General features: G+C 49.1%; 12 protein-coding genes and 1 other annotated feature. Of the genes, 9 read left to right on the top strand and 3 right to left on the bottom strand.

The genetic code is table 11. The features are described from left to right. Positions 1-54: 54 nt before the first annotated feature. The 5 genes from rplA to LHUE1_RS01910 all read left to right on the top strand — a co-directional run bounded on the left by rplA (position 55) and on the right by LHUE1_RS01910 (position 13,065). The gene (gene rplA, locus LHUE1_RS01930) at positions 55-744 is read left to right on the top strand and encodes a 50S ribosomal protein L1 (RefSeq protein ID WP_049171273.1); all 690 of its coding nucleotides are present in this window, start codon (positions 55-57) and stop codon (positions 742-744) included. Positions 745-933: 189 nt separating this feature from the next. Further along, complete coding sequence (locus tag LHUE1_RS01925; RefSeq protein ID WP_049171276.1) at positions 934-2,307, top strand: NAD-dependent succinate-semialdehyde dehydrogenase; 1,374 nt, start codon at positions 934-936, stop codon at positions 2,305-2,307. Positions 2,308-2,734: 427 nt separating this feature from the next. Then, positions 2,735-4,288 (top strand): glycosyltransferase family 4 protein, encoded by a 1,554-nt coding sequence (locus tag LHUE1_RS01920; RefSeq protein WP_049171280.1) that lies wholly within the window; start codon positions 2,735-2,737, stop codon positions 4,286-4,288. Then, positions 4,285-5,781, top strand: a complete 1,497-nt coding sequence (locus LHUE1_RS01915; protein WP_049171283.1) for a glycosyltransferase — start codon at positions 4,285-4,287, stop codon at positions 5,779-5,781. The genes LHUE1_RS01920 and LHUE1_RS01915 overlap by 4 nt, the downstream gene beginning before the upstream one ends. Positions 5,782-5,913: 132 nt before the next feature. Next, on the top strand, positions 5,914-13,065 hold the full coding sequence (locus LHUE1_RS01910; protein ID WP_277848180.1) for a pectate lyase-like adhesive domain-containing protein: 7,152 nt from the start codon (positions 5,914-5,916) through the stop codon (positions 13,063-13,065). 192 nt (positions 13,066-13,257) lie between these two features. Here LHUE1_RS01910 and LHUE1_RS01905 read toward each other — a convergent pair whose 3' ends face one another. Beyond that, complete coding sequence (locus LHUE1_RS01905; protein WP_049171679.1) at positions 13,258-14,481, bottom strand: MFS transporter; 1,224 nt, start codon at positions 14,479-14,481, stop codon at positions 13,258-13,260. Positions 14,482-14,734: 253 nt separating this feature from the next. On the opposite strand from LHUE1_RS01905, the gene LHUE1_RS01900 reads away from it, so the two are divergent. Together LHUE1_RS01900 and LHUE1_RS01895 are read left to right on the top strand one after the other, a co-directional pair. Continuing rightward, a complete protein-coding gene (locus LHUE1_RS01900; protein ID WP_049171676.1) occupies positions 14,735-15,265 on the top strand; it encodes a hypothetical protein in 531 nt (176 codons plus the stop codon). Beyond that, positions 15,258-16,079: a hypothetical protein gene (locus LHUE1_RS01895; protein ID WP_049171672.1), complete on the top strand. Its 822-nt coding sequence runs from the start codon at positions 15,258-15,260 to the stop codon at positions 16,077-16,079. Before LHUE1_RS01900 ends, LHUE1_RS01895 begins: the two co-directional genes overlap by 8 nt. A gap of 104 nt (positions 16,080-16,183) precedes the next feature. On the opposite strand, the gene LHUE1_RS01890 is transcribed toward LHUE1_RS01895, so the two are convergent. Then, positions 16,184-17,416 (bottom strand): MFS transporter, encoded by a 1,233-nt coding sequence (locus LHUE1_RS01890; RefSeq protein WP_049171670.1) that lies wholly within the window; start codon positions 17,414-17,416, stop codon positions 16,184-16,186. Positions 17,417-17,572: 156 nt separating this feature from the next. Then, positions 17,573-17,696 (top strand) — a sequence feature (ribosomal protein L10 leader region). A 31-nt stretch (positions 17,697-17,727) separates the two neighbouring features. Between LHUE1_RS01890 and rplJ the strand changes: the two genes are divergently transcribed. Continuing rightward, complete coding sequence (rplJ, locus tag LHUE1_RS01885; protein ID WP_010492058.1) at positions 17,728-18,234, top strand: 50S ribosomal protein L10; 507 nt, start codon at positions 17,728-17,730, stop codon at positions 18,232-18,234. A gap of 41 nt (positions 18,235-18,275) precedes the next feature. After that, positions 18,276-18,644, top strand: coding sequence for a 50S ribosomal protein L7/L12 (gene rplL / locus LHUE1_RS01880; protein ID WP_010492057.1), 369 nt, complete (start codon positions 18,276-18,278; stop codon positions 18,642-18,644). A gap of 159 nt (positions 18,645-18,803) precedes the next feature. On the opposite strand, the gene LHUE1_RS01875 is transcribed toward rplL, so the two are convergent. Continuing rightward, a complete protein-coding gene (locus tag LHUE1_RS01875; protein WP_049171667.1) occupies positions 18,804-19,706 on the bottom strand; it encodes a peptidylprolyl isomerase PrsA in 903 nt (300 codons plus the stop codon). Positions 19,707-19,977: the final 271 nt, after the last annotated feature.

Below are 19,977 nucleotides of genomic sequence, written 5' to 3'. Positions count from 1 at the left end.
GAAGGGAGAAAACTGATCTCCCAGTGACCACATTTGCAAGGAGGAAAACCCAGAATGGCTAAAAAAGGTAAAAAGTATTTAGAGGCTGCTAAAGCGGTTGATTCAAACAAGCAGTACACCCCTGAAGAAGCGGTTAATCTGCTGAAGAAAATCGACTATGCCAAGTTCGACGAAACCGTTGAAGTTGCCTATCGTTTAAACGTTGACCCAAAGCAGGCTGACCAACAGATCCGTGGCGCAGTTGTGCTGCCAAACGGAACCGGTAAGACGTCGAAGGTCATTGTTTTTGCCCAAGGCGACCAAGCCAAGGCTGCCGAAGACGCCGGTGCTGACGTTGTTGGTGCCGAAGATTTGGTACAAAAGATTCAAGACGGCTGGTTGGACTTTGATGTTGCGGTTGCAACACCACCGATGATGGCTCAGGTTGGTCGTTTAGGCCGTGTCCTTGGCCCGAAAGGCTTGATGCCTAACCCGAAGACCGGCACCGTTACCATGGACACTGCCAAAGCTGTCAATGATATCAAAGCCGGCCAGGTTGCTTATCGTGTTGACAAGGCTGGTATTATCCATGCCCCAATCGGCAAGAAGAGCTTCGATGCTGACAAGCTGCTTGAAAACTTCAAAGCCATGAACGACATCGTTTTGAAGGCACGCCCAGCAAGTACGAAGGGTATCTACATCAAGAGCCTGACCCTGACGTCCACCATGGCGCCTGGTATCAAGGTTAACCCGACTGACTTCTAAAATAATGATTATTTTGAGACTCGCTGAAACTGGCGGGTCTTTTTATTTTGCGTTAAATTAAAGTCGGCGTACGCCTTTGGGCTGCAAGGAATTTGCCGATTTGACTGTCCGTGCGAACGGTATGCAGTTGGCATCTATCAAGGGAATACGCTATGATTAAGTAAGGACACGAAGGGAGCGTTTACAAAAATGGCTTATCAAACCGTTGATCCGAACACGAACACTTTAGAGAAGACTTATGCGAACACAACGCCTGCGCAAATCGGCGAAATGCTGACAACCGGGCATGCGTTTTATAAGGAACAGCGTAATCTTGATCCGGCAACGCGGGCCGCAACGTTACACGCAGTTGCCGCTTATTTCCGGGATAATGCAGATGAAATGGCTGCGATTATCACCAAGGAAATGGGCAAGCGCACGGAAGAGGCTTTAGGTGAAGTCGAACTTTGTGCTGAAATTGCGGACATGTATGCTGATCGGGCGCCGGCACTGTTGAAACCGCAGCCGATTGACAGCACGGCTGGCGCTGCAGTGACGAATCACGTTGCTACCGGAATCGTGTTTGGTGTCGAACCCTGGAACTTCCCGTATTATCAATTAATGCGGGTTTTTGCACCGAACTTCATGGTTGGCAATGCCGTCATCATCAAACCTGCAAGTAACGTACCGGCCAGTGGACTCGAATTTGAAAAGGCTGTACTGGCAGGCGGTGCGGACAAAGGCGCCTTCCAAATTGCCTTAATCGGCCACGATGATACCGAGACCTTCATCAAGGATCCCCGGGTTGCCGGCGTTTGTCTGACCGGTTCTGAAGGTGCCGGTTCGCATGTTGCGGCGCTTGCAGGCAAATACTTAAAGAAATCGTTGATGGAATTAGGCGGGATGGATGCCTTTCTGGTTTTAGACGGCGCCGATCTTAGCAGCGTCATTCCGGAAGCGGTCAAAACGCGACTGATGAACTGTGGCCAAGTCTGCACCAGCTCCAAACGGTTTATTGTGCTAGATAAGTACTATGACGATTTTGTAGCCGGGTTGAAGAAGGGCTTTGAAAGTGTCAAAATCGGTGATCCAAGCGATCCTTCAGTTGACGTTGGCCCATTAAACAGTCAAAAGGCCAAGGATAAGCTTCAAGGTCAGGTTGACACGGCGATCGAGCACGGTGCCAAGGTCGTTTACGGCAATACGCCAGTCGATCTGCCGGGCGCCTTTTTCCAGCCGACAATTTTGACAGACATCGACAAAGATAACCCTGCTTACCACACCGAATTATTTGGCCCGGTTGCCTGTGTCTACAAGGTACACTCTGAAAAGGAAGCTATTGAGCTTGCCAATGATGTACCTTATGGCCTTGGCGGTGCAGTTTTTGCCGGCGATACCAATCACGCTGCAGAAGTTGCCGCGCAGATTGAAACCGGTATGGTCGGTGCTAACCAAAGTCAGAGTTATAATGCCGAATTGCCATTTGGCGGAGTCAAAAATTCCGGTTACGGTCGGGAACTTGGCGATTTGGGGCTGTTTACATTTGTTAATGAACAAACCGTTACGCGGGCACTGCGCAAGTAATCGTTGTTTTAGTATGTGCGTTAGGTGGTCATTGCACCGTGGCAGGTTGAGCCAAAGAAGCTTTTAAATATTTCCAGAAAACGCCATCGCGATTTTGTTGCGATGGCGTTTTTGCTTGTCACCGTGAGAGAAATTCGGGTTCGTAACGCGTGAAAGTCAGCATGAAAGTTAAAAAGTCAAAAATTGGAACCGTTTTCATGACAGTGGTGTGTTAATATTTTTGACAATAATAGTATTATATAAATGTAATATGTGTGTCACTATTTAAATATTTATGAAAAGAAGTCCTTTGAAAGATTGGTCCAGTGGCTTTCACAGGACTTTCGTTGCCTTTGGCAGGAGAGCATATAATCACGTTTTTAGATTTTTTTGATCGTATTTGCCCTTTTACTGACGGAGGAGCTTTTCAAATAAGGAGTGGTTGTGAGTGAACTATTTCATCAACTTCGGTATGCCCGCTAGTAAATCCGGGATTGAGCATGCTGAACTTAAGCGCAAGAGTCTTTTTGATAAGCACAAGGAGGCCTACTGCTTTTTGCTGCGGGACTGGTCGCGGGATTTACATACAAATACAGCTAACGCAGGGATTACAGACGAACATCTGATTAACATGTTTGATTATTACCAGGACACCTGTCATGTTGATCAGGCTCAGCTTTTGCCTGAAGAGGTTGACTTAGGTCTTAAAGATCTTAAGTACGACGACGAGTATAAACGTAACCGCGTTTTGGTTTCTCGAGCTGATGGTCGGTTGGCTGCGCGAATTAACTATGTCCGTGAAACTAGACAGGTTGTTTCAACTGAACTTTTTGATGGCGTTGAAAACCTTTATCAGGTTGCATTTTATGATTCACGCGGGTTCAAGTCATTAATTCAGTGGTACACGCCAGACAACAAGATAGGCAATGAAGAGTGGCTGACATTGGATGGCCGCCCGGTGATTAAGGCATTTAACAAGAAAGGTGAGGACGGCAAAATTAAGCAAACCGGCTGGATCCTGACCGATCGTAAAGGCAAACGTTTCCAGTTTGACACGATTGATGCGTTCTTTGAGCACTTCATCAATGACGTCAATGAAAGTGGCGAGAATGTCTTTATTTTGGATCGCTCGTTACTTGCGGATGAAGCCCTCATTCACTTAGACAAGCCGGCATATACAGTCATGCATCTGCACAATTCACATGCCGGCGATGCCCAGCGGCCGATGGATTCAGTTATGAATAACAACTATGAATACGCCTTAGTCAATGGCGCTAAGTATTCGGCCTTTGTATCGGCAACTAAGAAACAAGCCGTTGATGTTACGAAACGTTTTCCATATATCACCAAGTCCTTCGATATTCCGGTTGGTATTGTTCCGGATGATGTTCTCAATCGGCAACGCATTTTGTCCAAGAATCGTATTTTTGGCAAGGTCATTGCGGTTGCCAGAATTGCACCGGAAAAGAATCTGGATAACTTAGTCCGGGCGATTGCGATTGTGCATAAACAAACGCCAGAAGTGACGCTTGACCTGTATGGTTACCCCGACGCAACAAATAACTATGCGGAGAAGAAGAAGATCGAAAAGACGATTAAGGAACTGTCGCTAGAAGATGTCGTCACCTTCAAGGGTTATACGGAGAATCTGGAGAGCGCCTATAACACCGCACAGATTTTTGGCTTGACTTCGATCATGGAAGGCTTTGATCTCTCCCTGCTGGAAGCCATCTCGCATGGTGTTGTTGGTGTCACTTATGATGTCAATTACGGCCCGAACGAAATTGTCGAGGACGGCGTGAACGGTTATGTCACTCCTTATGGCGATATCAAGGCATTAGCCGAGAAGATTCAGTCATTATTTGCTGACAAGGACAAAATGCAACAAATGAGCACCAACGCTTACGAGTCGGCTAAGCGCTATTCGGAAGAAAACGTTTGGCACAAATGGCAAAATCTCCTACAAGACGCAGAAAAGACGGAAGGAGGTGTCGCGAAATGATTTACATGGTTGGCGAAAATGTCTTCACTTTTAACTCCGGCACTGAATTCTCCCAGATGCAGCGGCTCAAGGCTTTTAAACGCAACGGGATTGAAGCAAAGCTGTTGGTGCGGAACTATAACCGATTCTTATATCGCGATGCTTCCCGAGCTGGCTTGGCCAAAGATGACTACATCAATATGTATGACTATTTTCAAGGAGTTGTTGGCCTTGAACGTAAAAAGCAGGAGCTCCGCTTGCTGGATTCCATTCCGTTGACGAAATACCACGTTGTCGGCATCGATAATAATTTGACAACGATTGATCTTCTGGGTCGAACCATTGCCAAGATTGCTGTTATGCCGGAAACCGTGGGCTTGGTTGGCAGCATCGATTATTTTGATCGGTTTGGCAATAAGGAATTGACCGAGTTCTGGGATTGGCGCGGGTTCAAATCGATGGAGCAGAATTACAATCCTGACGAAACAGTTGCTGCCCAAAAGTTCTTCGATCGTCAAGGCCATGTGGTGCTGGAAATTGTGCACATGAACAAGAATGGCAAGCTTGCGCCGACGCTCTGGAAATTAATGAACTATCACGGCCATGACTACGCGTTTGATTCCGAAGACAGCTTGTTCCTGTTCTTCATGAACGAAATTACCAAGACAACGCCGGGACTCATGATTTCGGATCGGCGAACACTTGATGCAGCCGTGAAGCAAGTGGCGCATGCAACAGGGACCATCGCTTATATTCATGAAGGTGATCTGTTTATTGAAGGTGAAGGCAAGAAGAAAGTACCTAACCATATTTACGACGAAGCACTGGACGAACAAAAGCCATTCACTGCCGTCTTCTTCGCCACCCGCGAACAGGCTAAGAGCCTGAGTTCTAAGTGGCCGCATTTAACGATTAAGTCATCACCGGACACATTTGCTGAAGTACAAGCCGATAATCAGTCAGAGCCTGAGCATCCACATTTAACCTATATCGGTCGGCTTTTCCCAGACAAACACATTGCTGAGTTGATTGATGCATTCGAACAGGTCCACCAAGCCCGTCCGGACGCCGAATTGTTCCTTAAAGGTTATTTCTCCGATGATGATTACCATCACGAGATTACCGATAAGATTCACAAGAAAAAGCTCGATGATGCCGTTCACTTGGTCAATTACAGCAATGACAATCACGACATTTTGGCGAAAACCACCGTGTTTGTTTCAGCGGCAAAGTCGGAGGCTTTTGGGATGAACAGTCTTGAAGCGATGGCGGCCGGAGTACCGGTTGTCGCGTATGGCTGCCTCTTCCTGAAGAACAACCTTTTGATCAATGATCAGAACGGATTGGCCGTCGACAACATGACGCCAAGCAATTTGGGCAAGGCGGCACTTTCGGTATTGCAAGATGAGCAGCTGTATCACCGGTTACAGGCTGGCGCGTTGAAGACCGCAGCCCAACACTCAGAAAAAGCATTTGTTGATGAATGGAAATCAGGGCTTTCTGAATTTCTTTAAGTCAATGTTCAGGTAGTTGTGAACAGCATATTCCGGAAAGGAGATGGTGCCACGGGGGAACTGCTTTGAGGAGAATGGGTCGGAAACTAAGCATTTTTAGTTTGCTCAATTATTTTTGAGAGGATCTTGAGTATGAAAAAGGTAAAGAGAACGAATGTTTTGGTCGAGAAGAAACGATACAAGATGTTCAAGTCGAAGAAAAAGTGGTTAATTGCACCACTCTTCTTCCTTGGCGTCGGGTTGGGAACAGCCTTCGAACCAAACGAAGTTAAAGCTGATGTTCAAACGCCCAGCAGTTCCGTCTATACTGAAGCGTCTTCATCGGGAGCTAGTAGCGGCCAAAGTAGCGCCAGTAGCAGCGCTGCCGCAGCTGCACAAAGCAGCACAACTAGCGCTAGTCAAAGTAAAGTAGCTGCTGCCAGTACAGACAGCAGTAACAGTGCTGCCAGTAGCAGCCAAACCAGCAGCGTTGCAAGTTCTAGCCAAGGCAGTGCAAGCGTTGCGAGCGCCAGTCAAGGTAGCAGTAGCGTAGCCAGCGCCAGCCAGGGCAGTAAGAGCGATGCTAGCGCCAGTGCTTCAAGCAACAGCAAGAGCAACGCCAGCGATGGCAGTGCTAGTCAAGGTAGCAGCAGTTCTGCCAGCGATGGTAAGAGCAGTAATAGCGCGAACAGCAGCAGTGCCAGTCTGACAAGTGCCGCTGAGAGTGCTGCCAGTGCATCAAGCGCCAGCGCAAGCAGTGCTAGTGCTGCAAAAGCTGCACAGAGCACACTTGCAGCAAGTTCAGATGCAACTGATTCAGGCTCCAGCGTTGACGTAAGCACGGCTTCTGATTTTAATGCGGCTATGGCGAACTCAGCTGTCAGCGAGATTAATGTTAAATCTAGTTTCGTTGATGACGTATCAGGTGCTGATCGACAGTCATATGCTTATCGTCCGAACCTTGTCATCAATGGTAACGGAAACACGATTGATTTTCGCAAACACTGGTACGAGCTAGATGCAAAGGCCAATGAGAGTGAAAGTCTTACGATCAATGATTTGACCATGTACGGCTACAGTTACTGGGGCCCGGTTACCATCATGGGGGTTAACCCTAACTCAGGCTATGATCATTCAGTGACCTTCAATAACGTCACCTATACTGGTGCCCAATTAATGTTCGGGAGAACGACGAAGGTTTACATCGACGGAAAGACAACGGTTAATTCCGTAAAATCCTATACTTCACCGTTCGATCAATCGAACCAATCAACTCAGCCCGGTGATGGTGGCCAGCAAAACTTTGAAGTTAGCTACATGGAAGTCAAAAGCGGTGCTACTTATACGGGTACTACTTATAGTGGCACGGCTGTTCAAGTTCACAACGGTGGCTCGTTTATTGTCGATAAAGGTGCGACCGTTGACCTGCAGAGAACCAGTGCGGTTGGCGCCAACGAAGACGGTTTTAATGCACTGATCTATACAAGTGGTTCAGTGGAGTTTAAAGAAGGATCGAAGGTTACTCTTAATAAGAATAAGCTTCAAGAAACTAACTTCTCACCGATTTATATCGACACTGGTGCCAATTTAACAGTCGACAAAGATGCAGTTGTTAATATCGATGGTGCGACTGGTAACACGCCGATTAAGATTGTCGGTAATGGTACTGTCAACCTTAATGAAGGTTCATCAATGACCATTAACCAAACCGGGGATACGTTCGGCACTAATGGTGTCATTAATATCGCTGGTAGTGGCGGCTTTTATGTTGCGAGCGGCAGCACCCTTGCCGTTAATGTGACAGGGACAGATGCAGCTTCGATTAACGTCATCAAGACGACGGGTAGTAGCCAATTGAGTTTTGCCCAGGATGCAACTGCTAAGCTGACTATTAATGGTGGCACAGGTATTGCCCATGTACTCAACATCGGCAATAACTCAAAGATCAATATCTATATGCCGAAGTCAATTCTTTTCAGCATTGAAGGTAATACGAATAGTGCTTCTAGTATCTTCGATGTTACTGGCAGTGGTGCGTTAACTGGCCAATATGTCAAGATTATCCCTGACAATGGTAAGAATCCTTTTGGCCCATATAAATCTGTTTCATATGCATTAAGTGGTAAGGGTTCTACATCAACGAAAGCGACGGTTCAAGGATTAACTCCGGACGCTGAAACTTCAGGCGAGGACCTTGCAAATGATTTTGCAACTGATACTAGTCTTGAATTTGTCACAGCTGCAGATAATTTTGTTACCGTTGATCCAGTTACCAACGAAACCACGGAACTCACGGGTAAAACCGGTGCGGATGGTTATGTAACGATTACCGGGTTAAAGGGACTTCCTGCTGGCACTCTGACGGCAGACCCATATGATTCGACCAAGTATTTAGTACAAGCTGATGACAATGGGAACTGGAGTTATAAGCTGCCTGCCGGTGTCACATTGACAGCAAATACATCCTTTAAAGTGGTTTCAAGCGATGCCTTCATCGTTAAAACCGCAACGGTGGTTGTTAATGATGCCGAAACACCAAAACAGGCTTCTAGTGCTGCTGATAGTTCAAAGACAACGAGCACTGCCGCTGACGGAACTAGTTCGCAAGAAGCAGCAACAAACAGTTTTGCAAGTGCTGCAGGAAGTTATGCAAGTGAAGCGGAGACGATTGCCAAGAGTCAGGCTTCTAATGCGACGATTCAGTCACTAGCAAGCGATGCCCAGAAGCAGGCAAGCTTAGCATCTGACGCCGAAGCTGCGGCAAGCAAGAACTCGACCGCCGCTGCTGCAGCAGCTAAATCTGCAGCAAGCGCCGCCAGTGAAGCATCATCCGCGGCTGCTGCCGTAGCCAGTGACGATGCCTTAGCAAGTTCTGCTGCCGCTGCATATGATTCATACGCAGCCGAAGCCAGTGCTGCTTCTGCAGTCAATGACTCGGCAGGCCTTGCAACAGCGTCATCTGCCGCAAGTTCTGCTGCTGCGCAAATGAATGGGGCATTGTCTGATGCCCAAACAGCCGCAAAAGTGGCCGCAAGCGATGCAATCGTTGCAAGTAGTGCAGCCGTTGCAGCTGCAGCCGCTCAAAGCGAAGCCGTCAAGAGTGCTGCTGCTGCATCAGCTGCAAGCAAACAGGCACTTGATGATTTGAATAAGATCAAGGATGCATTAAACAGTGACGCCAGTGGTGCGAGTTCCAGTGCTAGTCAAGCTGATAGTGCTTCGACCGCGACGCATAAGTATGCGAGTGCCGCAAGTTCAAGCGCCAGTGAAGCTGGTTCCTATGCAAAGGATGCCAGTTCCAGTGCCAGTGATGCCACGGGTCAATCGACCACAGCTGATAAGCATGCAAGCACCGCTGCCTCAGCTGCTTCTGAGTATCCAAAGGATAGCGGGATCCAGTCGTATGCGAATGCGGCCAAGAGTGCTGCTGCTCAAGCAGATAGCAATGCAAGCTTGGCTAATAGTGCTTCTAAGGCTGGATCAACTGCTGCCAGTGATGCCAGTGACCAAGCGAAGACAGCTGCCAGTGCTGATACAGATGCAAGTACTGCTGCAAGTACTGCAAACAGTGCTGCCAGTGCTGCGGGCAGCGCATCCAAGGCTGGTGACAGTAAGGCTACCGCTAGTTACTCTGCTGCTGCCAGTACGGCTGCAGACACTGCCAAGAGTGCTGAGTCCGTTGCCAGTGCTGCCGCGGGCAAAGCAGCTTCCGATGATTCATTAGCATCATCTGCTGCTAAAGCTGCGGCTGGTTATGACAAAGCTGCCAGTGACGCGAATGCCGCTGCAAGCAGTGCCGCTAGTGCTGCACAAAGTTCTGCAGCAGCGAAGAGTGATGCAAGTGGTGCCGACAGTGCTTCGACCGCAACGCATGAATATGCGAGTGCTGCAAGTTCAAGCGCCAGTGAAGCTGGTTCCTATGCAAACAATGCAAAGTCCAGTGCCAGTGACGCAACGGGTCAGTCAAGCACAGCCGACAAACATGCAAGCACCGCTGCCTCAGCTGCTTCCAGTTATCCGAAGGATAGCGGGATCCAGTCGTATGCAAATGCGGCTAAGAGTGCTGCTGCGCAAGCAGATAGCAATGCAAGCATGGCCAATAGTGCCGCCACAGCTGGTTCAGCGGCTGCCAGTGATGCCAGTGACCAAGCTAAGACCGCTGGTAGTGCCGATGTTGTCGCAAGTAGCGCCGCTAAGGCCGCTAATGCCAACACGAGTGCTGCAGCCAGTGCTTCCAAGGCTGGTGACAGCAAAGCTGCTGCTAGCTACTCCACAGCTGCAAGTACGGCTGCAAGCAGCGCCAAGAGTGCTGAGTCCGTTGCCAGTGATGCCGCCGGCAAAGCAGCTTCCGATGATTCATTAGCATCGTCTGCTGCTAAAGCTGCGGCTGGTTATGACAAAGCTGCCAGTGACGCGAATGCCGCTGCAAGCAGTGCCGCTAGTGCTGCACAAAGTTCTGCAGCAGCAAAGAGCGATGCAAGTGTAGCAAACAGTGCCGCTAAGGCTGGATCATCGGCCGCAAGTGATGCTAGCGATCAAGCCAGTGTTGCTTCAAGCGCCGATGCTAAAGCAAGTAGCGCAGCCAAAGCTGCAGACAGTGCTGCTAGTGCCGCATCTAGTGCCGCTAAAGCAGGCAATAGTAGTGCTGCCAGTGCCTTCTCCAGTGCCGCGAGTGCTGCTTCGAGCAGTGCCAAGAGTGCTGAAAGTCAGGCGAGTGACGCCGCTGGCAAAGCGGCTTCTGACGATTCGCTAGCATCCAGTGCTGCGAGTGTTGCAAGTGATGCAGATAAGACGGCTAGTGATGCGGATAAGACCGCAAGCAGTGCAGCCAGTGCTGCGGCGTCTGATGCTGCCAAGCATGATGCCAGCGGTGCAAGTTCCAGCGCGAGTGGTGCCGATAGCTCATCGACCGCAACATCTAGCTATGCCAGTGCTGCAGGTTCTAGCGCAAGCGAAGCAGGATCTTATGCATCGCAGGCAAGTTCAAGTGCTAGCGAAGCTAATGACCATGCAAGCAGCGCCGACAGTGCTTCAAGTGCCGCTTCATCGGCTGCTTCCAACTACCCAAGTGATAGTGGGATCAAGTCTGATGCAAGCACGGCTTCCAGCGCCGCAAGTACCGCAAACAGCGCGGCTAGTCACGCCAATAGCGAGTCATCGACTGCTTCCTCTGCAGCAAGTCATGCCAGTGATCAAGCAAGCATCGCTTCGAGCGCCGATGCTAAAGCAAGTAGCGCAGCCAAAGATGCTGATAGTGCATCCAGTGCCGCATCCAGTGCCGCGAAGGATGGTAACAGCAGTGCTGCCAGTGCCTTCTCTAGTGCCGCAAGTGCTGCCTCGAGCAGTGCCAAGAGTGCCGAGAGTCAAGCAAGCAATGCCGCAAGTGCTGCAGCCTCTGATGATTCGGTAGCTTCCAGTGCCGCAAGTGCTGCAAGCACCGATAATTCGGTAGCATCCAGTGCTGCAAGTACTGCAAGCAGCGCGGCTAGTGCAGCTGAAAAGTCTGCAGCCGATAAGTCTGCTGCCAGCTCCAGTGCTAGTGGTGCCAGTTCCAGTGCAAGTGGTGCTGATAGCTCATCGACAGCAACTTCGAGCTATGAAAGCAACGCCAACTCTAGTGCCAGTGAAGCCAGCTCATATGCAAGCAACGCTAGTTCCAGTGCTAGTGAAGCAACAAGCCATGCAAGCAGCGCTTCGAGTCAAGCAAGTGCCGCATCGTCAGCTGCTTCTAACTACCCAAGTGATAGTGGGATCAAGTCTGATGCAAGCACGGCTTCCAGCGCCGCAAGTACCGCAAACAGCGCGGCTAGTCACGCCAATAGCGAATCATCGACTGCTTCTTCCGCTGCAAGTGATGCAAGCAACCAGGCAAGCATTGCTTCAAGCGCTGATTCAGTTGCAAGCAGTGCAGCAAGTACCGCAAACAGCGCCGCGAGTGCTGCATCCAGTGCCGCTAACTCTGGTGACAGCAGTGCGGCAAGCAGTTACTCCAGTGCCGCAAGTTCCGCAGCAAGCACTGCATCTAGCGCCGAAAGTGATGCAAGCCATGCCGCAAGTGCTGCCGCTTCCGATGATTCGGTGGCTTCCAGTGCTGCGAGCGCTGCAAGCACCGACAATTCGGTAGCATCCAGTGCTGCAAGTACCGCAAGCAGCGCGGCTAGTGCGGCTGAGAAGTCAGCAGCTGCTAAGTCCGATGCCAGTGGTGCAAGTTCCAGTGCTAGCCAAGCAAGTAATGCATCGTCGGCAACTTCAAGTTACGCAAGCAACGCCAGCTCCAGTGCTAGCGAAGCCAGCTCGTACGCGTCACAGGCAAGTTCAAGTGCCAGTGAAGCAAACAGCCATGCAAGCAGTGCGGCAAGTCATGCAAGTGATGCATCCTCGGCTGCATCCAACTACCCAAGTGATAGCGGGATCAAGTCTGATGCAAGCACCGCATCCAGTGCCGCAAGCCAAGCAAGCAGCGCCGCAAGCAAGGCAAGCAGCGAATCATCAACTGCTTCGTCTGCTGCAAGCGATGCAAGCAATCAGGCAAGCATTGCTTCAAGCGCTGATTCAACGGCAAGCAGTGCGGCAAGTACCGCAAGCAGTGCCGCCAGCGCCGCATCGAGCGCCGCAAACTCCGGCGACAGCAGTGCCGCAAGCAGCTATTCCAGTGCCGCAAGTTCCGCAGCAAGCACTGCATCTAGTGCTGAAAGTACTGCAAGCAGTGCTGCAAGTGCTGCTGCTTCCGATGACTCAACAGCTTCCAGTGCCGCAAGTGCTGCAAGCTCAGATAACTCGGTAGCCTCCAGTGCTGAAAGTACTGCAAGCAGTGCCGCAAGCGCCGCAGCAAGCTCAGCCGCAAGTCACCAAGTCTTACCTAATACCGGTGGCAACGGCTCATCGTCCAGCAGCTCATCATCAAGTGCAGCTGGTGGCAACGGTGGTAGCAGTTCATCTTCAAGCTCGTCATCGAGCGCAGCTGGTGCCGGTGGCAACGGCAGTGGCACGCAGCCAGGTAACGGTGGCAACGGCAGTGGCGCGCAGTCAGGCAACGGTGGCAATGGTGGCAACTCCGCTAATGGTGGAGGTTCATCATCGCAAACCGGAAATGGTAGCAGCAACACGTTGCCAACAACCGGTGGTACAGCGGGTCAGACAGGTTCATCATCGGAAAATGGCAATAGTGGTAAACACACATTGCCGCAAACCAGTGAGGCAAGCGATCAAGATGCTCCTGTTCTCGGTCTGCTTATGGTCAGTCTGATGGGATTGTTCGGCCTTGCAGGAACCAGACGTCGCAAGGATGACAAAACATCAAAGTAAAGCTGAGTAACGATGGTCGTTAAACACTGTTACGCGACTAAGCTTTGACACAAATAGAGAGTGGTGTGAGGAACGTCTACACGTTTCTTGCACCACTCTTTTTGCTTGGCATTAAAAAAAGAGGGCAACCCGCGCGAATGGTTGTCCTCTTTTTTAAATTATTCTAGATGCCGGTACGCGTAAAGGCATTTATTATGACTTTGACGGCGCTGTCTCAATCGAATCAACCAACTTAACCCCCATGGTTTCCTGTCCCAAAAAGACGATGGCGACGATAGCGATGAGGATTGATGCGGTAAAAATGGCAAAGATGCTGGTGACTGACCAGTTGGCGCCTAACAGGTGGCCGACAAGCAGGGGACCGACAATACCGCCGATGCGGCCGATGCCGGCTGCCATGCCTGAGCCGCTGCTGCGGACGATGGTTGGGTATTGTTCCGGTGAGTAGGCGTAGAGGGCACCCCATGCACCAAGGTTGAAGAATGAGAGCAACATACCGGCAGTTAATAGCATTGGGAGGCTCGTTGCCATTCCGAAGGCCAGTGCACTGGCGGCTGTGCCGAGGAGAAACAGACTCAAGACGAGCTTCCGGCCCCATTTTTCAATCAACCAGGCCGCGACGAAATAACCAGGTAATTGGGCTAACGTCATGATCAGCACATAACCAAAACTGTTGATGAGGCTGAAGCCTTTGAGGACCATCACGCTTGGCAGCCAAAGGAACATGCCGTAATAGGAGAAGACGACCATGAACCAGACAATCCACAGCATGATGGTTGAGCGCACGTAAGGCGGATGCCAGAGTGTCGTGAGCGTTTTGATCAAGCTTGGGCGGGCAACCTTTTTGAAGGCGCGTGATTCGTTGATGCCTTCGCGGAAGTAGAAGGCGTATAGGCCGGCTAAACCAGTTGCAAAAACGGCAACGCGCCAGCCCCAGACCGGCATGATGAAGTAGGAAATAATGGCCGCTAGCAACCAACCTGCCGCCCAGAAGCTTTCTAACAACACAACGCTGCGGCCGCGTTTTTCGACCGGCACACTTTCGGAGACCAGCGTAGAAGCTACTGGCAGCTCACCGCCCAACCCAGCGCCGATGATAAAGCGTAAAACAAGGAAAATACCATAACCCGTTGCAAAAGCGGAAATGCCGCTTCCAATTGAAAAGACCAGAAGTGTGAGAATGAGGATAGCTTTGCGGCCAAAACGATCGGCCATCATTCCGAACAAAATGGCGCCAACCGCCATACCGATCGAACTGACGCTGCCGATCCACCCCATTTCAACAGTACTTAGTTGCCATTCCTTATGTAAGGCTGCGATAACGAAACTCAGCATCCCCACATCCATCGCGTCAAATAGCCAGGCAATGCCAATGCCGACGATCAACCGCGCATGACTCGGTGCTTTCTTTGTCATTTGTCTCCTCCTTGATGAATTCCTCACAAGTTGGGTGTCTTGACACCCGTTTGCATGATCTTAATTTCATCAAAAAAGCGGGTTGCTGTCAATAAGAATTTTCATGAGATGCATCACAAGCGGATAAGACCTCAATGATTTCAAGTGTTTAGAAAGCAAAATAATTTTCAAAACTTGTATCAACTTTGGGGAATGAACGATGCTGCATGTTAAGATGGAACAACATAGCAAAAAGCGAGGAAGGCAAAGTTTTATGAAGAAAATCACAGAATGGTATTACGGCATTTCACTTAAGGATCGCTTCAAGCAACGAACTTATGACGCGATCATGGGCCGCAACATGCTGACGGCAGAGTTAATGCTGCTGATTGCCAGTGCGACGGCCATTTTTATTGATGCCAATAGTTTGAAAATGATTACTGCAAGCACATGGATTCTGTTGCTGGTGACGGTGATCATTGGCTTGATGAACACGGTCAGCTTACATTACTACCGACTGCAGGTGATTGAAGTTGATACGCCTGAAGCTTATCATCAGTATGTTTGGCTGGCAGTTGCCCGCGGCGTTTTGTCTGCGCTGGTACTGGCAGTCGCGATTTTTGCGATTGAAATGGCTTATGAAGCCGCGATGGACATGAACCCGCTACCGCAATATTACCTGACAAATCATTTCTGGATCGGCGTGATGTTGCCAATCGCGTACGGCATTTGCCGGTTTGGCTACGGGTTCCTGCATTTGCATGGTACTTGGGATCATAAAAAGGATACTGAGGACAATGATTAATTGGCAGCCAGGGGCGGGGCGAAGCGTCACGCCAGCGGAATTGCAACCTTTGTTAAAAGGCGAAGATCAATGGACGAATCAGCTTTTTGGTAACAAAGCAGCAATCATCCGTGGCTTTCCTCAAGCGGGGCCTCTACAATATGCGGTGGCTGTGTGGCAAAATACTTATCATAAGCGTGCGCTCTATTTCAATGTGGTCGGCCGAAACATCCGGTTAGCTGAGCTGATCCCAATGCTTAAGCAATTAGCGGGTCAACACGATCGGTTGCAATTTAGCAGCTATGATTTTTCGTCAGATATTACGCAACAATTGCGTCAGGCAGGTTTTCAGGTCATTCGCCACACCGCCATGGGCACTTATCGAACGTTGCAACCGACAGCGACGATCCGCGGCATTAAATCACGTTCTCAATTAACGGCAACTCAGTGGCAGTCAGTGGTTCAGCTAAGCTATCAAAAATACGTAAGTGCACACACAGTTAATCCTGCTACGATGACGCAAGCTCAATTTGAGAAGGAGTTGAGTGATGCCGATTCGCAGCAGCCCGGTTTTTGGGTTGTAGGCAATAGGGTCCGAGCTTATGCGTTCTGGTTTGAAGATGAACCTGGTGAATTGATAAGTGCCTGGCTCGGCGGGGTCAAGCAAGCTGATATCTTACGACTGATGCAGGCCGTTTTACCGCTGGTTCAGGCAAATTATCGAGTGGTTAACGGTGAATTTGATGATACCGATCCGCATGCTTGGGCAGTCTACCGCCGACTAGCGATTCCTGATCCGCATCCTCTGGTCACATGGCAGCTGTTGTTGCACTAATGCTTGTTGACAGACACAATTCAAAAAGGTTCCGCAGACAAATTTAAGGTCAACGGAACCTTTTTGAATACAAATATTCTGTTATCACTTATTACAGCAGACGATTATTCCTGCTGTTGCGGGCGGCTGGACCAGATGTGCGGAATGAACGTCCAGACCATCACAAGATCAAGGGCTAAGCATAACGCGGTAAAAATGAAAACGCCGTTGTAGTCAAAAATATTGGAGATAAAACCACCAGCCAGTGATCCGGCCATGGAACCAAATGCCTGGGCGCTTTGATTCCAACTGAAAACCGTTCCGGTATAACTCACTGGTGTCAGCTTAGAAAGCAGGGTCTGGATGGTCGGGAAAAGTGCGCCATCCGAGACGCCGATCATGAGCCGGAGAAAGCCTAGCGCCCAGATACTGCCGACAATGCCTTGAGGGATGTACATGATGACGGCAAAGATCAGGCCACTGACCAGAATTTTACCGGAACCGATGCGATCACCTAACTGACCTAAACGCGGGGCCGCCATTAAATTCGAGATCCCGGGTAGTGCCGCGATAATGCCGGCGACAACCGTGATTGGCCCGACGTTATGCATCAATTCTTTGACATAAAGACTGATGATCGGGTAGATCGACATGTTGCCTAGCTGAATGATTGCAGTTGAGATGAGGAGCACCATAATTGCTTTAGGGTTGCTGACTTGGGTAAGCAGCCCTGGCCGTTTTTCCTTTTTCAACAGGCGCGGATCAGGTGTATAGTGTTCGTGAACCATCGTGAGACTTAGAACAAACACGATCAGCAGCAACGCGCCGGTGATGATGAACGTCAGCCGAATCGAGAATGTCTGGGCGAGAAAACCGCCGAGAATCGGGCCGATTAAATTACCGGAAACATAACCGGTTGTGAGAATGCCAATCGCCGTTCCGCTTTTGGCTTTCGGTGTTTCGGTCGCAATTAACGCACTGGCATTAGGGATGTAGCCTGCCGCTAGCCCTTGCAGAAAACGCAGCGCGATCAAGGCGTAGACATTGTGCACGAATCCGCAGGCACCAATGATAATCGCCATGCCAAAACTGGAACGCAATAACATGAGCTTACGGCCGCGGCGATCAGCCAATCGGCCCCAAAGCGGACTGACAATGGCAACGACCATGAAGGTAACCCCAAAGGTAATCCCGGAATAAATACTGAGTTGGCCTTTCGTAAAATCGCCGAGTTGGTCGACATATAATGAAATAAACGGTGAGACTTCACTGAAGCCCATGCCGGCGATGAAGGTACCAAGCCATAAGACAGCCAGATTTTGCTGCCATGGTTCGAGACTTTTAAGTTTACTTGGCAAAATCGCCAACTTCCTTTCAGAAAAAATAGTTACCTAATTAATATAACGCAATCAAAAAAGGGATACAATCAGCAAGCAGACTGAAAATCGAACCTGAAAACGCAAATGAACGCCAAATAATTTTGACATGGCTTGGCGACCATGGTATTCTACTCGTTGTGATTAGTCACTCTGCCTAAGACTCAGGGGGCGTAAAAGCCTTAATCATCCTGCCGAGGTGGTATCGGAAACATAAGATACCTCTATGTCTTGGTAGGCATGGAGTTTTTTTATTGCTAAAAACTTCAACCAAACTAATGGAGGTGAAAAACATGAGTGAACAAGCTATCGCAAAAAAAGCTGAACTCGTTAAGACGATTTCTGAACAATTCAAGAATGCTACCAGTGCTGTCGTTGTTGACTATCTGGGCTTAACAGTTGAGCAAGTAACCGCATTACGTAAGGAACTGCGCGAGGCCGGTGTTAAGATGGAAGTCCTGAAGAACACCTACCTGCGTCGTGCCGCTGATGCCAACGGTTACGAAGCATTGGACGATGTTTTCAAGGGCCCTACAGCCGTTGCCTTCTCCAATGACGATCCTGTTGCTCCGGCACGTATCATGGCCAAGTACGCTGACCAATTTGATGCATTGCAGATCAAGGGCGGCATCATCGAAAATAAAGTTGCTTCTTTGGACACCATTATGGAAATGGCCAAGATGCCAGATCGCGAAGGTCTGTTGTCGCAACTTGCTTCTGTCTTGCAGGCACCTGTCCGCGACTTTGCACTTGTTGTTAAAGCAGTTGCAGAAGCCAAAGACGAAGAACCTGCTGCATAATATGACGTTACAAACTATTTAAAAAACGGAGGAAACAAAACATGGCTTTAGATGTAGATGGCATCATTGCACAACTTAAAGATGCTTCCATTTTGGAACTCAATGACTTAGTTAAGTCAATCGAAGATGAATTCGGTGTTAAGGCAGCTGCTCCTGTTGCTGCCGGTGCCGCTGCTGGTGGCGACGCTGCAGCTACCAAGGATACCTATGACGTTGAATTGACCGAAGCCGGCCAAGAAAAGGTTAAGGTTATCAAGGCTGTTCGTGAAATCACTGGCCAAGGTCTGAAGGATGCCAAGGGTCTGGTTGACGCCGCTCCTAAGGTTATCAAGGAAGGCTTGTCCGAAGACGACGCTAACAAGATCAAGGAACAGCTTGAAGAAGTTGGCGCAACGGTAACCCTCAAATAATTAAGCTTCATTTTCAAAAAGGCACCCCGCTCAACACAGTCGTTAAGGCTGTGGTTGAGCAGGGTGCTTTTTTGATGTGTATAAATTGATTGGTTTTGTGGAATCGATGCCATAAGTCTCGAAGCAAAAGAACCCTGCTTTAACAGGATCCATATGAAACTAATCCTTCGCGACACTTTGCTTGTAACTATCCAGCGCGTCTGACAGATCTTTATCTTTGATCGTCACGTGCTGGTCTTTCAACACCTGACTAATCACCCGTTGCATGACGCTGGAATTGCGCGACCATTTTGCGTAAACACTAGCTGTCAGCGCTTTTTTATTACTTTCAAAAGAGCCTTTAGCCGGATGGTTGACCATCTTGATAACCTCATAGCCGTTGGTTACTTTGACCGGTGACTGGGTATAATCGCCATTTTTTAACTTGTATGCTGCATCTTTAAAGGTCGAATCAAAACTTTTGCTGCTGGCTTCAAAGCTGGCTTTCCCGCCGTTGTCTTTGGTTGCGGTATCGATTGAATATGTTTTGGCTAATGTCGTGAAATCTTTACCAGCTGCTAAATCGCTGATGACTTGCTTGGCCGTCGCTTCATCGCTGGTCAAAATATGTTGAACGGTGACTTTGGGTTGATAGGTTTTCCACGCTTCTTTAAGTTGGCTGTTGGTGACTTTCTTAAGCTTTTTAAGTGCGACTTCGCTTAACAGGTTGGTACGAATGCTTTGCCGAAAGCTGGCTTTGCTGAAGCCGTTTTGCGTTAAGAAGCTGGTGAAGTTTTCACCGTATTGGTTTTTATAGCTGTCATAAGTGGTGTTAACAGCTTTGGTGCTGACGGAATTGCCGTATGCATGGTCTAGCGCGCGGTAAATCAATAAATTAGCCAAAACTGTTTTGGCTGTTGGCGATTGTTTGAGTTCTTTGTATAAACTCGCTTGGGTAACTTGTCCACCTGAATAAGTTGCAACAGTCGGACCATCTGCCTGTTTGGTTTGGCATCCGGTCAGTAGCACGAGTGATGCGGCCATCATGGCTAACAAGCCTTGAACGCGCAGTTTGTTTTTCATTTCATTGATCCCCCTATGACAAGCTGACAGCATAACGTGGCTACATTTTAACGTTTAAAATTAAAAAACTCAATATATTTCCTCATAATCACATAATCTAATTTTTGAATTGAAAAAATGAATTCTGATTCCTTGATGTGACAAAGATAGATGAAAATTTACAGATAAGAAAATTAAGTTAAGATTAAGAAAATTGTTGAAAGTCTTTTTTAATCGTATATAATCCTAACTATATCGAGCAGGGTTTTGATTGGTTGTGGAACTACCGGGA

The organism is Lacticaseibacillus huelsenbergensis, from assembly GCF_029726355.1.
In the GTDB taxonomy this organism is placed as follows: domain Bacteria; phylum Bacillota; class Bacilli; order Lactobacillales; family Lactobacillaceae; genus Lacticaseibacillus; species Lacticaseibacillus casei.
This window is presented reverse-complemented; position numbering and strand designations above follow the sequence as displayed.

Excerpts from the sequence above, each read along its gene's own strand:
- rplA (WP_049171273.1), top strand. The coding sequence starts at position 55 with ATGGCTAAAAAAGGTAAAAAGTATTTAGAGGCTGCTAAAGCGGTTGAT.
- LHUE1_RS01925 (WP_049171276.1), top strand. The coding sequence starts at position 934 with ATGGCTTATCAAACCGTTGATCCGAACACGAACACTTTAGAGAAGACT.
- LHUE1_RS01915 (WP_049171283.1), top strand. The coding sequence starts at position 4,285 with ATGATTTACATGGTTGGCGAAAATGTCTTCACTTTTAACTCCGGCACT.
- LHUE1_RS01910 (WP_277848180.1), top strand. The coding sequence starts at position 5,914 with ATGAAAAAGGTAAAGAGAACGAATGTTTTGGTCGAGAAGAAACGATAC.
- LHUE1_RS01905 (WP_049171679.1), bottom strand. The coding sequence starts at position 14,481 with ATGACAAAGAAAGCACCGAGTCATGCGCGGTTGATCGTCGGCATTGGC.
- LHUE1_RS01900 (WP_049171676.1), top strand. The coding sequence starts at position 14,735 with ATGAAGAAAATCACAGAATGGTATTACGGCATTTCACTTAAGGATCGC.
- LHUE1_RS01895 (WP_049171672.1), top strand. The coding sequence starts at position 15,258 with ATGATTAATTGGCAGCCAGGGGCGGGGCGAAGCGTCACGCCAGCGGAA.
- rplJ (WP_010492058.1), top strand. The coding sequence starts at position 17,728 with ATGAGTGAACAAGCTATCGCAAAAAAAGCTGAACTCGTTAAGACGATT.
- rplL (WP_010492057.1), top strand. The coding sequence starts at position 18,276 with ATGGCTTTAGATGTAGATGGCATCATTGCACAACTTAAAGATGCTTCC.
- LHUE1_RS01875 (WP_049171667.1), bottom strand. The coding sequence starts at position 19,706 with ATGAAAAACAAACTGCGCGTTCAAGGCTTGTTAGCCATGATGGCCGCA.